Below are 14,091 nucleotides of genomic sequence, written 5' to 3' on the forward strand. Positions count from 1 at the left end.
TATCGTTTCCAATACGTTATCCCCCGCTACCAGGCAGGTTACCTACGCGTTACTCACCCGTTCGCAACTCATCCAGAGAAGCAAGCTCCTCCTTCAGCGTTCTACTTGCATGTATTAGGCACGCCGCCAGCGTTCGTCCTGAGCCAGGATCAAACTCTCATTAAAAGTTTGAGTTCTCACTCATTTCTGTCACTGACAGATTTATTGTTTTTTCATTGTTCAGTACTACAACAGTTGTTGTAGTGCCCTGCACATTGGTTCGTCTTGTTCAGTTTTCAAAGGTCTTTGTCACTCGCTTCTCTCAAGCGACAACTATATTAGTATATCACAGTCGCTTTCGCTTGTCAACACTTTTTTGAAACTTTTTTAATTTTTTCAATCAGTATTTCATCTGCAACATACCATAGTCCGTACGGGATTCGAACCCGTGTTACCGCCGTGAAAAGGCGGTGTCTTAACCCCTTGACCAACGGACCTGAGTTGGTGTTTTCAACTCTTACTATTATACCGACTTTTTAAACTTTGTCAACTACTTTTTCTAATTTTTTTCATTTTTTTTACATGCGGTAACTTCTCAAAGTAACTTCCACCATAGCGGAACTTGATTTGAAACGCTTTCAGATGAGGGGATTTTGTGCGCTCTTTTTTCCGATTCATTTTAGTTACAAAAGCGATGAAATCAAGCAGTATTAAAACCAGTGGAACTTACCCTGACACGGAATTCTACTGGTTTTTATGATTTTTATCAGACTAACTTCCACTTGGATTAGCGGTGGAACTTAGTTTGGGAATTTACCTTTTTTCATTTTTTTACCAAGTAAAAAGAGCCAGAATTGTACTGACCCTTCTATTGCTCTTTAAACTTAGAAGCACGTTCTTCTCCCCACCAATAGGGCATTAGTTCTGCGATTTTCACTGTCTTTCTTCTATCGTAGTCCATCATGAATTCTGCATCCTTATTTTCAGCGTTCAACTCTAAGAGGAACTCTCTGCAAGCTCCACAGGGCATTCCTGAGCTTCCACCATAAGGTGGCTTGTCTCGAAAGGCTAATACTTTTTTAACCTTAGTTTGTCCTGAGAATTGATACATATTAAAGAGAGCTGCCCGTTCTGCACAGAGGTGGAAAACACCACAGGTTCCCTCCATACAGAAACCTGTAAATATTTGCCCATCTTCTGCTTCTACTGCGGCTACAACATGATTGGCATAAACAAAAGCGGATACTTCATGTGGATTGTATAGTTTCTGTGCTTCTTCGTACATCTTTTCCCAGATGTCCATTATTACATCCTTCTTATTTAGAGATTTCTTTTAAGCAGTTTTCGATATGCTGAATTGATTTTTCACGTCCAAGCAAGAAAATTGTATCTGGCAATTCTGGTCCATGCATTTCACCTGAAACTGCGATACGAATAGGCATGAAAAGATTTTTCCCTTTAATACCTGTTTCTTTTTGAACAGCTTTTATTTGCGGGAAGATATTTTCTGTTATAAATTCATCATCTATCATCGCTTCAAGTTTTGCTTTGAAGGCTTCAAGAACTGTTGGGACTGTTTCACCAGCCATGACTTCGCGCTCTGCTTCAGTCAATTCTGGGAAATCTGAGAAGAAGAGATCTGTCAATGGGATAATCTCATCTACTGATTTCATTTGTGGTTTATAGAGCTCAACTAATTTTTCAGCCTTGTCAGTCAATCGACCTGCTTCTTCTAGGAATGGTTTTGCCATTTCAAAGATAGTTTCTAGATCTGCATTCTTGATATAATCATTGCTCATCCAGTCTAGTTTTTTCTGGTCAAAGGCTGCTGGAGACTTGCTGAGGCGGTTTTCATCGAAAAGTTTAATCAATTCTTCACGAGAGAAAATCTCATCTTCGCCACCTGGGTTCCAACCAAGAAGAGCAATAAAGTTAAAGACTGCTTCTGGAAGGTAACCTTTCTTTCGGTAATCTTCGATAAATTGAAGCGTATTAGTATCACGTTTAGATAACTTCTTACCAGTCTCAGAGTTGATGATTAAGGTCATGTGACCGAACTCTGGAGCTTCCCAACCAAGTGCTTCATAAACCATGAGCTGTTTTGGTGTATTAGCAATGTGGTCGTCTCCACGGATTACGTGAGAAATTTGCATATCATGGTCATCGATGACAACGGCAAAGTTGTATGTTGGGTAACCGTCTTTCTTTTGTATAACCCAGTCACCACCGATATTGCCACCTTCGAATTCGATATCACCTTTGACTATATCATGCCACTTGTAGATACCTGACTCATTGACAGCCAAACGAACAGTGGGGATAATTCCTGCTGCTTCACGTTCTGCGATGTAAGCTACTTTTTCTTCTTCACTCATACCAAGGTATTCATTGATGTAGCGAGGCGTTTCACCAGCTGCTTCTTGGCGTTCGCGTTCAGCTGCCAACTCTTCTTCTGTAACATAAGATTTATAGGCTTTTCCTTCAGCTAGCAATTGGTCGATATATTTTTGATACAATTCCAAGCGTTCAGACTGGCGGTAATTTTTATGTGTTTCTGGACTTTCATCCCAATCCATTCCTAACCAACGAAGGTTTTCAAGCTGTGAACGCTCACCATCTTCGACATGTCGTTTACGGTCAGTATCTTCAATACGAATGATAAAAGTTCCACCGTGATGACGGGCGTAAAGGTAGTTAAACAATGCTGTACGGGCATTCCCGATGTGTAGTAGTCCTGTTGGACTTGGTGCGTAACGTACGCGGATATCTTTTGACATAGTTTCTCCTATAAAGTCTCTAGGCGTCTGCCTTTTTGCTCTCTATATTATATCACAAGTCTTGGCTGAGTCCAATTTCTATGGATAAAGAGAGTAAAAAGAGTGGACAAACCACTCTTTTCTTCTATTATAGACGTGCGTTAAGTTCTTTGCTCAATTCTTCAAATCCTGGTTTTCCAAGAAGGGCAAACATGTTACGTTTATAAGCTTCAACACCTGGTTGGTCAAATGGGTTGATGGCATTCAAGTAACCTGAAAGGGCGATAGCCAATTCGAAGAAGTAGATAGTGTATCCAAGAGTGAAAGCATCTTGCTCAGGAAGAGTCACGTACATGTTTGGTACATCACCATCTGTGTGGGCAAGAAGAACACCGTCAGTCGCTTTTTTATTTACAAAGTCAACGTCTTTTCCTTGAAGGTAACCAAGTCCGTCAAGGTCTTCTTCCAAGCTAGGGATAATCACGTTCTTACGAGGTTTGTCAACACGGACAACTGTTTCAAACATGATGCGAGTTCCTTCTTGGATAAATTGACCCAATGAGTGCAAGTCAGTTGAGAAGTTAGCTGAAGTTGGGTAGATACCTTTTTGGTCTTTTCCTTCTGATTCACCAGCCAATTGTTTCCACCATTCTGAGAAGTATTGAAGTGATGGCTCATAGTTTACCAAGATTTCAGTTGCATAGCCTTTACGGTAAAGGATGTTACGAACAGCTGCATATTGGTAAGCTTCGTTTTCAGAGATTTTATCTGAAGTGTAGTCTTTGCGGGCTGCGTTAGCACCTTCCATAAGGGCTTTGATGTCAGCTCCTGATGCTGCGATTGGAAGCAAACCAACAGCTGTCAATACTGAGAAGCGTCCACCGATATCATCTGGAACAACAAATGTTTCCCAACCGTTAGCGTCTGCTTCAACCTTAACAGCACCTTTTTGGCGGTCAGTCGTTGCATAGATACGTTTGTTTGCTTCTTCTTGTCCGTATTTCTTAACCAAGAGTTCTTTGAAGACACGGAAAGCGATAGCTGGTTCAGTTGTTGTACCTGATTTAGAAATCACGTTTACTGAGAAGTCTTTGTCTGCAACATACTCTACCAAGTCAGCAAGGTAAGTAGATGAGATTGAGTTTCCTGCGTAAAGGATTTGTGGAGCTTTGCGCTCTTCTTTTGTTTGCAAGTTTGCAAAGTGGTGATTCAAGAAGTCGATTGCTGCTTTAGCACCAAGGTAAGATCCTCCGATACCGATAACAACCAAAACATCGCTGTCTGACTTGATTTGCTCAGCAGCTTTCAAGATGCGGTCAAATTCTTCGCGGTCGTAGTTTTCAGGAAGGTCCAACCATCCCAAAAAGTCGCTACCAGCACCAGTTCCTTTACGGATCAATTCATCTGCTGCTGTTACTTGTGATTGCATGTATTCCACTTCATGTGGGGCAACAAATTTGTCTAAAACTTTTGAATAATCAAATTTAATATGTGACATGTTATTCCTCCAATATTTCTTCTTTTATATCATAACGCTTACCTTCGTTTTTTTCAAGTTTTTTTGTCGAATTTCTCCAATTTTTATCAGAATTCAAACGTTTGCGTAAAAATGCCGCATTCCAAAAATTTTGAAAAAATAAAAGAAAGAACGACTAGATGTTCCAGTCGTTACAGTTCATTCAATAAATACTCAAATAGTTCTAAATTGCCATCTTCTTCATTAACCAGAAACTCTGGATGCCACTGCAAACCGATAATGCGGTGCTCGTCGATAGACTCAATCGCTTCGATGGTCTGGTCTCTTGGATCAATAGCAGTTACACGGAAATTAGGTGCCAAATCTTTAATACTTTGACGATGGACGGAATTGACCTGGCTTTCTTTTCCAAACAGCTTGGCCACCACGCTTCCTTCTACTGTCTCAATAGAGTGAGATGTCCCGAAAGGTAGTCCTTGCCAGTGACCTTCGATTTCTTGATTGAGGGTTCCCCCAAAGGCAACATTGACAAGTTGGACACCACGGCAGATTGCCATAATTGGTTTGTTCTGACGGAGAGCTTCCTTCAAGAGTGCCAATTCAAATTCATCACGGACTAGATTGTAATCATCGCTCTCGATGGTCTTTTTCTCTCCATAAAACTGAGGATGGACATTTTGACCGCCTGTCAAAATAAGCTTGTCAATCATTTCCACATAATCGCGTACAACTGACTCATCACCAACAGGAATGACTAAAGGGAGACCACCGACTTGACGAATACTCTCTGCGAATCTACAAGATACAGATGAGTGAATGTTTTTGCCTTCTGCGTCTACTGGACATAGATTTGCAGCAACTCCTACAACCGTTCTAGGCATGATGTCTCTCCTTTCGAATGTTAATACTCTTCGAAAATCTCTTCAAACCACGTCAGCGTCGCCTTACCGTAGCTATGGTTACTGACTTCGTCAGTTCTATCCACAACCTCAAAGCAGTGCTTTGAGCAACCTGCGGCTAGTTTCCTAGTTCACTCTTTGATTTTCATTGAGTATAACGATAGTCCTATCATATCACTCAAAACGTCTTTCGTCTAATATGTTTTTTTTTAAGACTGTGATAAGTATTTTTTATGGACAAGAAAAAGCTGCCCAAGAGGACAACTTCTTTCTTATTCAAAAACAAATTGATTGTGATAGAGTTCTGAATAAAATCCACCTAGTTTCAGGAGTTCATGGTGATTACCACGTTCAATGACTTCTCCATCTTTAAGGACAATAATCTGATCTGCATTGAGGATGGTCTTCAAGCGATGGGCAATGACGAAACTGGTTCTACCTGCTACAACCGCCTCCATGGCATGCTGAATCTTGCTTTCTGTCACCGTATCTACGTTTGAAGTGGCTTCATCTAAAATGAGAACTTCTGGATCCGTCATCAGCGTTCGAGCGATGGAAATCAATTGTTTCTGCCCTGTTGAGAAGATGCTCTGATCATCATCGATAAGCGTATCGTATTTATCAGGTAAGCTTTCGATATAGTCATGAATATGGGTTGCTTTGGCTGCTGCCTCAACCATTTCCTGACTTGCATCTGGCACACCAAAACGGATATTGTCTCGAATGGTTCCGCTAAATAAGACCGAATCTTGCAAGACAATCCCCACCTTGCTTCTGAGACTATCTAAATCATAGTCACGAATGTCTTTTCCGTCAAAATAAATACCGCCAGCATCAACATCATAAAAGCGATTGATGAGATTCATAATAGTGGTTTTTCCTGAACCCGTCGGACCAACAACTGCTGTCATCTGGCCTTTCGGGGCAGAAATGCTGACATCTTTCAAAATAGGTTTATCAGGCAGATATGAGAAATCAATATGACGAATTTCAACACCTTCTTGCAAGTGAGTGAAGGTTGGAGCCTTTTCAGGTCGGATTTCCTCCTCCGCATCAAACATTTCCTGAATCCGTTCAGCCCCTGTAAAGGCTAACTGGAGGCTTCCCCAACTAGCTGCAACTTGGATAATAGGCTGGTAGTACTGCTGTGAAAATTGGGCAAACATAACAATCAAACCTAAAGCTGTACTTGTTTCAATAGTCTTATCATTTAGTAGAACAGCTGAACCCGCAAAGATGACGATGGCTGTGTTAACCAGACTCATCCCATTCATGACAGGGAAAAGAATTCCTGAGAACATTCTTCCTTTAAAGGTCGCCTTGCGCACGCGCTCATTTTGTTCAAGAAAGCCTACCATCATATCCTCTTGAATTCCTTGGACAATGACAGCTTTTTGACCTGAGATACTCTCATCCATATAGGCATTGAGTTTCCCTACTTCTTTTTGCTGGAGGTTGGTGTATTTACGTGCCATTTTCACGATAAAAATCAGCATGAGGAAGGCCACTGGTGTGCTGGCAATGGTGATGAGGGCCAGCGTCACATTTCTCGAAAACATGACAAAAATCAGAGCAATGTATAAAACAATATTGCTCATGACCTGAACCAGACTTTCATTAAAGGCTTGGAGGATATTATCCAAATCACTAGTAAAACGAGACAGGATATCCCCATCTTGTCGGCGGTCAAAGAAAGAAACCGTTAACCGAGCAAGCTTACCGAAGAGGCCTTTGCGCATCTCGTTGGTCGACTCTGCAATCACGCGCGTCATGAGACACATGTATATGACACTGGAGATAAAGAGAACCAAAACTAGCAGGCCAAGATTGACCATGATTCTCGATAGGCTTTGCCAAACAAGTTCTGGATTGCCATCTTGATAAGCTTGAACTAAATTAGCTAGCTGCGTCACCGCTTGTCCAGAAAAGACCGGAAAGAGAGCTTGGGCAAGAGTCGCCAGAACAATCATCAGGATGACGACTACAAATGATAGCTTATAGACTTTAAAATAATTCCAAAAAAATTGAACAGTCTTCATTTTACTCCTCCTTTCCTTTCTGTGTTTCATAGATTTCACGGTAAACAGCATTATCGGCAACCAAGTCTGCATGCGTACCTTGACCAATCAATCGCCCTTGATCTAGAACCAAGATTTTATCTGCATGAACAACCGAGCTAATCTTTTGCGCGATGATAATGGTTGTTGTCCCCTTCAAGTCCTTATTCAAGGCTTCCTGAACCAGACGCTCTGACTTGGCATCCAAGGCCGAGGTCGAATCGTCAAAAATCAGAATACGTGGATTGCTGACAATCCCACGCGCAATCGACATCCTTTGTTTTTGCCCACCTGAGAAATTAGTCCCCCGTTCCTCAACTGGACTTTCAAAGGTTTTCTCCATACGATGAATGAATTCACTAGCCTGAGCAATATTAGCTGCGCGTTCCATTTCAAATAGAGTAGCATCTCCTTTGCCCTGTCTCAGGTTATCTGCAATCGTTCCACTAAAGAGAATGGCACGTTGGAGAACGATAGAGACAGCTTTACGCAGGGTCCCTTCACTCACTTCTCGAATATCCTTGCCTCCGATTTTGATAGAGCCTTCCTGTGGGTCAAAGAGACGTGGAATCAATTGAGCCAAGGTTGATTTTCCTGCACCAGTCGCTCCAACGACACCAACCATTTGACCAGGCTCGATGGTAAAGCTCACGTCTTTCAGCATTGGTTCCTTGTCCATTGGATAGGTAAAGGTTACATTTTCAAAGCTAAGGCTTCCAACCAACTCTTCATCTGGGACATCTTTGAAGGTCATGGCTGGCTCTGCGTCCAGAATTTCTCGAATACGACGCATAGAAATCATGGCACGACTGACAGAATTTCCCAAAAATCCAACCATAACAATGGTAAAGATAATCTGGCTTAGGTAATTGACAAAGGAAGCAATGGAGCCAACAACTGACGGATCCGACTGAACCATCCCCGCAACTAGCCAAATAGAGAGGAAAACCGCCCCGTAGCCGACTAACATCATAAAGGGTTCCACTACTGAAAAGGCATAACCGATGTAAAGATTTTGACCGAGTAACTCGTCTGAAACCTCCGTAAACTTAGCAAATTGCTCTTTTTCTTGGACAAAGGACTTGACCACACGAACGCCACGCAAATTTTCCTTGGCAATGGCATTGATGCGTTCAAGAAGGGTTTGAAACTTGGCAAAACGAGGCCCCATCATCCCCATCATGACAGCAGTCAAACCAAAAATCAAGACTACCATGAGAACAATTACCCACCACAGAGAAGGTAAGATTTGAATCGCCAGGATAAAGGAACCGATGAACAAGAGGGGAAGTCTGAAAAGAATTTGGAAGGTCATCATGACCACGTTCTGAATCTGGTTGATATCATTTGTCATGCGAACGACTAGATTTCCCGCATTAAATTGTTCAATATTGGCATAAGAAAAGGTTTGGATTTTACGGAAGGCATCCTCTCGAAGGTCGGATGAAACCCCTTGAGCAATATAGGCTGCGAGGACAACATTGAGCCCACCAGCAACCAGACCGACCAGGGCCACACCAATCAACCAAGCCCCGATACTATAAATGGCTTCATATTTCCCAGCAAGGAGGGCGTCTAACACTTCCTGCAGGTAACGCGGTTGCAGAAGTGAACTAGCAACCATCAAGCCTGTCATCAGGAGCGAAGCCAGGGCCTGCCACTTGTAGGTTTTTATTTTCTGAATCAGCATACTTTCTCCTTAAAAAATAGACAAAAGGGAGCGACAATGTGTCAGCTCCTTCTCATTCTGTTTGTGTGATGTTATTCTAGCAAAAAAGTGGGGGATTGTCAAAGAAGTCTCCTTGATATAGCTAGAATGACAAGTAATTCATTCTTTATAATTTTTGTTTTAACTCCACCAAGACATTCATAGCCTGCATAGGTGTCATATTGTAAACATCCAGCTTAGCTAATTCTGCTAGGATAGGATGTTCTTCTGCCGTATCAAAGAGTGAAATCTGTTCAGTGACAGCACTTGTTTGCCTCATTGGAGCGGGACTTTCTGTACCCTGACTCTCTAACTGAGTCAAAATCTTATCCGCCCTTGCTAAAAGGTCTGCTGGCAAGCCAGCAATCTTGGCAACATGGATACCGTAGGATTTGTCAGCTGGTCCTGGTTCAATCTTGTGAAGGAAGGTGACCTGCCCATCCTGCTCCAAGGTTGCCACGTGGACATTGACCAAGTGTTCCAAGCTGGACTCCAGACTAGTCAATTCATGGTAGTGGGTCGCAAAAAGAGTCTTGGCTCCGATGTGCTCATGGATGTATTCGATGATAGATTGAGCAAGAGCCATCCCGTCATAAGTTGCCGTTCCACGACCTAACTCATCAAAGAGAATCAAGGAATTCTTTGTTGCATGTGAAATGGCATTATTGGCCTCCATCATCTCCACCATAAAGGTTGATTGACCTGAAACCAAATCATCTGCTGCTCCAATACGAGTAAAGATTGCATCAAAAATCGGCAAATGGGCACTTTCTGCTGGCACATAAGAACCCAGCTGGGCCATAACCGCCGTCATGGCTAACTGACGCATGTAGGTAGACTTCCCGCTCATGTTGGGTCCTGTAATCAGTTGAATACTGGTATCTTCTGCCATCTGAATCGTATTGGGAATATAGGTCTGAGCCCCCATAACCTTTTCAACGACAGCATGGCGCCCTTTTTGGATATCAATTCGCGAATCCTCTCCGAACTCTGGCCGAATCAAATGCTGGGTTTCAGCCACAACCGCCAGACTCTGTAAGACATCAACTGTCGCAATGCCTTGAGCTAGAGCCTGCAAACGCTGGATGTACTTGCTGACCTCTTCACGAATACGCATAAAAATTTCGTACTCTAGGTTAGCTGACTTTTCACGCGCCTCCAGCATATCTCCCTCGATACGAGCTAATTCTTCGGTTCCAAAACGTTCTGAGTTTTTCAGCGTTGCCTTGCGGAAAAAGTGAGCTGGAACATTTCCCAGTTGCGAATTGGTCACATGGAAATAGTAGCCATCCTTTTTATTGTAGTCAATCTTGAGCGTACTAATACCAGAGTTTTCTCGCTCCTTGGCCTCAATCTCAGCAATCCAACCAGTCCCTTCTCTGAGCACACGACGGTACTTGTCTAAAGTCTCATCAAATCCAGTCCGGATAATGCCACCTTCTGTAATCACATGGGGAGCTTCAGGAGCAATCGCTGCGCTAATCAAACTCTCTAACTCAGGGATTCCATCCAATTGTTCGATAAGATAGGCTAGAGCAGGTTGCTCCATTCCTTCTAAAATCGCACGAATCCGTGGCACACTGGACAAGGTGGTCACCAACTGCAAGAGATCCTTGGGATTGGTTTTGCCAAAAGAAACACGACTAGCCAAGCGCTCAATGTCATAGACACCTTTGAGACTATCCGTTAAATCACTGCGCTCAAAGAAGTGGTCAAGAAAGACCTGCACCACCTCTTGACGTTGGACGATTCGCTCCTTGTCAATCAAGGGACGATGAATCCAAGAACGCAAGAGACGCATACCCATAGCCGTTTTGGTTTCATCCAAAAGCCAGAAAAGACTGCCTTGCTTCTTGCCTGAACGGGCATTTTCAACCAAATCCAGACTAGCCTTGGTCGCATAATCCATCTGCAAGAAATCCTTGATTTCATAGCGGATAACAGGTTTGAGGTGGTTCAACTCCCGCATCTGAGTCCGATGAACATACTGGAGGAGCTTGCTAGATGCTGCTTGCTCCACAGTCGCCAATCGTGAATCCAGTAAATGAAGGTCTTCAAAGCTTTCTTTTTCATAAGAGAGTACCAGATTCATCTGGCGACTGAGGATTTGTTCTTCTTCCTCAGACAAGCCATAACCCAACACCACTTCTCGCGCCTTGAGATTACGGATTTCTCCACAAACCAGCGTGAAATCCAATAAACCTGTCACATAAAAGTCACCGGTCACCAGGTCCATATAAGCTAGACCAAATTGATTGCCATCACGATCTATGGCAACCAAGAAATTGTTTTGGCTGTCTGGCTTACTGCTATCGACCACTGTCCCTGGCGTAATAACCTGAACAACTTCTCGTTTCACAACCCCAACTGCTTGTTTAGGATCTTCCATCTGCTCTGCGATAGCCACCTTATACCCCTGCTCAATCAAAACATCAATGTACTGTTGGGCAGAATGATAGGGGACACCCGCCATAGGAATCGGATTGTCGGCATTCTTGTTGCGACTCGTTAAGGAAATTTCCAGAATCTGCGCAGCATTGACCGCATCCTCATAAAATAATTCATAAAAATCACCCATACGAAAGAGCAAAAAAGCATCTGGATATTGCTTTTTAATATCCACATACTGTTGCATGCCGGGTGATAGCTTTTCTGTCGCCATTTTCCGTCTCTCCTTGTCAAAAATAAGTCTTGAGAGCAACTCCCAAGACCTTACTTATCTTTCATCAAATCTAGCAAACGATCTTCCATGAGTTTGGCAACGTGCTGGTCTCGACAAATGACCAATAAGGTATTGGCACCAGCAACTGTTCCTAAAATCCATTCATCCTTGTTTGCATCTACAATATTTGCCAAAACAGAGGCTTCTCCCAATTTGGTATGAAGCACCAAGGTAAACTCTGCTCTTGCAACACCTTCTAAATGATGAGACAAAAATTCCACCAAATCAATCTTTTCTGTCTCATTTGCTAGTACATAATACACCATATCATTTTTCTTGACCTTGGTCAAGCCGATTTCGCGCAAATCACGAGACAGGGTTGTCTGCGTCACAAAGACATTATGCGCCTCCAACCGATCTTGAATTTCTTTTTGTGTACTTAATTTCTCCTCAGTAATCATTTTTTTTATTAACTGATGACGATCTCTTTTTCTCATAAAATCCTCTTATGTGAATATTTATAACTAATTTTATAACTATATTATACCAAAAAAATAGGAGATTTCAAAAATTTTTTCTTCTTTCTTTAAAATTGTGATAAAATAGTAGAAAAGTCCAAAAAGGAGCTCTTAATGAATACAAAAGAATTGATTGCTAGCGAATTGGCTAGCGTCATTGATAGCCTAGACCAAGAGGCTATTTTAAATTTACTGGAAACCCCTAAAAACTCAGAAATGGGAGACATCGCTTTCCCTGCTTTTTCTCTTGCAAAAGTCGAACGTAAAGCACCTCAAATGATTGCGGCTGAACTGGCTGAAAAGATTAACAGCCAAGCCTTTGAAAAGATTGTTGCAACGGGACCTTACGTTAACTTTTTCCTTGATAAATCTGCCATTTCTGCTCAAGTATTGCAAGCTGTCATCACTCAAAAAGAACACTATGCTGACCAAACTATTGGCAAACAAGAAAATGTTGTTATCGACATGTCTAGTCCCAATATCGCTAAACCATTTTCTATTGGTCACCTACGCTCAACTGTTATCGGAGATAGCTTGTCACATATTTTCCAAAAAATCGGTTATCAAACGGTCAAGGTCAATCATTTAGGAGACTGGGGTAAGCAGTTTGGGATGTTGATTGTTGCCTACAAAAAATGGGGCGACGAAGAAGCTGTAAAAGCTCATCCAATTGATGAACTTCTTAAACTATATGTCCGTATCAATGCTGAAGCTGAAAACGACCCTAGCTTGGATGAAGAAGCACGCGAATGGTTCCGCAAACTGGAAAATGGAGACGAGGAAGCTCTCGCTCTTTGGCAATGGTTCCGTGATGAAAGTTTGGTGGAATTTAACCGCCTTTACAATGAATTGCAAGTCGAATTTGACAGCTACAACGGAGAAGCATTCTATAACGATAAGATGGATGCAGTTGTAGACATTCTTTCTGAAAAAGGCCTTCTTGTTGAGTCAGAAGGTGCCCAAGTTGTGAATCTTGAGAAATATGGAATTGAACATCCAGCGCTTATCAAGAAATCTGATGGAGCAACTCTCTATATCACACGTGACTTGGCTGCAGCCCTTTACCGTAAAAACGAATACCAATTTGCTAAATCTATCTATGTCGTTGGTCAAGAGCAATCTGCCCACTTTAAACAACTCAAAGCTGTCTTGCAAGAAATGGGCTATGACTGGAGTGACGATATTACTCACGTTCCTTTTGGTTTGGTGACAAAAGAAGGGAAAAAACTCTCTACGCGTAAAGGGAATGTCATCTTGCTAGAGCCTACAGTTGCAGAGGCTGTTAGTCGTGCCCAAGCCCAAATCGAGGCTAAAAATCCTGAACTTGAAAACAAAGACCAAGTAGCACATGCTGTTGGGGTTGGAGCCATTAAATTCTATGACCTCAAGACCGACCGTACAAATGGGTATGACTTCGACCTAGAAGCTATGGTATCCTTCGAGGGTGAAACTGGACCTTATGTTCAATACGCCTACGCTCGTATCCAATCTATCTTGCGCAAAGCGGATTTCAAACCAGAAACAGCTGGCAACTATAGCTTGAATGATGCCGAAAGTTGGGAAATCATCAAACTCATCCAAGACTTCCCACGTATTATCAACCGTGCGGCGGATAACTTTGAACCTTCTATCATTGCTAAATTTGCAATTAGCCTGGCTCAAGCCTTTAACAAATACTATGCACATACACGTATCTTGGATGAAAGCCCAGAACGCGACAGCCGTCTAGCCCTCAGCTACGCAACCGCAGTCGTTCTCAAAGAAGCCCTTCGCTTGCTTGGAGTAGAAGCGCCAGAGAAGATGTAAATCGTTACAAGAGACTGGAACTAAAGTTCCTAGTCTCTTGACGGCAATCACTATATGGCGAATTGCCTAAACGCTTCACTGATTCACCTAACCAAATAATATCGATTTGGTTAGGCTCATGTCGTAATCTTCAAGTTACTTGATTGTAAAGCAGTCTAAGTAACTAACGCCCAATCCTATTCGGATTTTGGCTAGGCGCTTCACTAGTTTTAGGACATAAATATGATCG

At 42.4% G+C, this 14,091-nt stretch carries 9 protein-coding genes, 1 tRNA gene and 1 rRNA gene; 1 reads left to right on the forward strand and 10 read right to left on the reverse strand.

Annotation, left to right across the window (positions count from 1 at the left end; translation table 11 throughout):
- The 10 genes from HMPREF0851_RS0104330 to argR form a co-directional block, all read right to left on the reverse strand.
- Positions 1-165 (reverse strand): 16S ribosomal RNA (locus HMPREF0851_RS0104330); the annotation flags it as partial.
- A gap of 239 nt (positions 166-404) precedes the next feature.
- Positions 405-476 (reverse strand) — tRNA-Glu (locus tag HMPREF0851_RS13565).
- Between the two features lie 371 nt (positions 477-847).
- The gene (locus tag HMPREF0851_RS13570; RefSeq protein WP_000355899.1) at positions 848-1,282 is read right to left on the reverse strand and encodes a cytidine deaminase family protein; all 435 of its coding nucleotides are present in this window, start codon (positions 1,280-1,282) and stop codon (positions 848-850) included.
- A 13-nt stretch (positions 1,283-1,295) separates the two neighbouring features.
- A complete protein-coding gene (gene gltX / locus HMPREF0851_RS13575; RefSeq protein ID WP_000031073.1) occupies positions 1,296-2,756 on the reverse strand; it encodes a glutamate--tRNA ligase in 1,461 nt (486 codons plus the stop codon).
- 127 nt (positions 2,757-2,883) lie between these two features.
- Positions 2,884-4,233: a glucose-6-phosphate isomerase gene (locus HMPREF0851_RS13580; RefSeq protein WP_000018268.1), complete on the reverse strand. Its 1,350-nt coding sequence runs from the start codon at positions 4,231-4,233 to the stop codon at positions 2,884-2,886.
- A gap of 170 nt (positions 4,234-4,403) precedes the next feature.
- Complete coding sequence (locus HMPREF0851_RS13590; protein ID WP_001138351.1) at positions 4,404-5,093, reverse strand: gamma-glutamyl-gamma-aminobutyrate hydrolase family protein; 690 nt, start codon at positions 5,091-5,093, stop codon at positions 4,404-4,406.
- Positions 5,094-5,383: 290 nt separating this feature from the next.
- Entirely contained in the window at positions 5,384-7,150 is a 1,767-nt protein-coding gene (patB, locus tag HMPREF0851_RS13600; protein WP_000859886.1) for a multidrug efflux ABC transporter subunit PatB, read from the reverse strand.
- A 1-nt stretch (position 7,151) separates the two neighbouring features.
- Entirely contained in the window at positions 7,152-8,858 is a 1,707-nt protein-coding gene (gene patA / locus HMPREF0851_RS13605; RefSeq protein WP_000908119.1) for a multidrug efflux ABC transporter subunit PatA, read from the reverse strand.
- A 145-nt stretch (positions 8,859-9,003) separates the two neighbouring features.
- On the reverse strand, positions 9,004-11,538 hold the full coding sequence (gene mutS, locus HMPREF0851_RS13610) for a DNA mismatch repair protein MutS (protein ID WP_000179936.1): 2,535 nt from the start codon (positions 11,536-11,538) through the stop codon (positions 9,004-9,006).
- Positions 11,539-11,588: 50 nt separating this feature from the next.
- On the reverse strand, positions 11,589-12,035 hold the full coding sequence (gene argR / locus HMPREF0851_RS13615; RefSeq protein WP_001231476.1) for an arginine repressor: 447 nt from the start codon (positions 12,033-12,035) through the stop codon (positions 11,589-11,591).
- A 135-nt stretch (positions 12,036-12,170) separates the two neighbouring features.
- On the opposite strand from argR, the gene argS reads away from it, so the two are divergent.
- Positions 12,171-13,862 (forward strand): arginine--tRNA ligase, encoded by a 1,692-nt coding sequence (gene argS / locus HMPREF0851_RS13620; RefSeq protein WP_001092722.1) that lies wholly within the window; start codon positions 12,171-12,173, stop codon positions 13,860-13,862.
- Positions 13,863-14,091 lie beyond the last annotated feature (229 nt).

The sequence above is a fragment of the Streptococcus sp. M334 genome (assembly GCF_000187745.1).
Lineage (GTDB): Bacteria > Bacillota > Bacilli > Lactobacillales > Streptococcaceae > Streptococcus.

What these genes read in the sequence shown, in the direction of transcription:
- HMPREF0851_RS13590 (WP_001138351.1), bottom strand. Translation starts at nt 5,093, where the DNA reads ATGCCTAGAACGGTTGTAGGAGTTGCTGCAAATCTATGTCCAGTAGAC.
- gltX (WP_000031073.1), bottom strand. Translation starts at nt 2,756, where the DNA reads ATGTCAAAAGATATCCGCGTACGTTACGCACCAAGTCCAACAGGACTA.
- HMPREF0851_RS13570 (WP_000355899.1), bottom strand. Translation starts at nt 1,282, where the DNA reads ATGGACATCTGGGAAAAGATGTACGAAGAAGCACAGAAACTATACAAT.
- patB (WP_000859886.1), bottom strand. Translation starts at nt 7,150, where the DNA reads ATGAAGACTGTTCAATTTTTTTGGAATTATTTTAAAGTCTATAAGCTA.
- argS (WP_001092722.1), top strand. Translation starts at nt 12,171, where the DNA reads ATGAATACAAAAGAATTGATTGCTAGCGAATTGGCTAGCGTCATTGAT.
- HMPREF0851_RS13580 (WP_000018268.1), bottom strand. Translation starts at nt 4,233, where the DNA reads ATGTCACATATTAAATTTGATTATTCAAAAGTTTTAGACAAATTTGTT.
- mutS (WP_000179936.1), bottom strand. Translation starts at nt 11,538, where the DNA reads ATGGCGACAGAAAAGCTATCACCCGGCATGCAACAGTATGTGGATATT.
- argR (WP_001231476.1), bottom strand. Translation starts at nt 12,035, where the DNA reads ATGAGAAAAAGAGATCGTCATCAGTTAATAAAAAAAATGATTACTGAG.
- patA (WP_000908119.1), bottom strand. Translation starts at nt 8,858, where the DNA reads ATGCTGATTCAGAAAATAAAAACCTACAAGTGGCAGGCCCTGGCTTCG.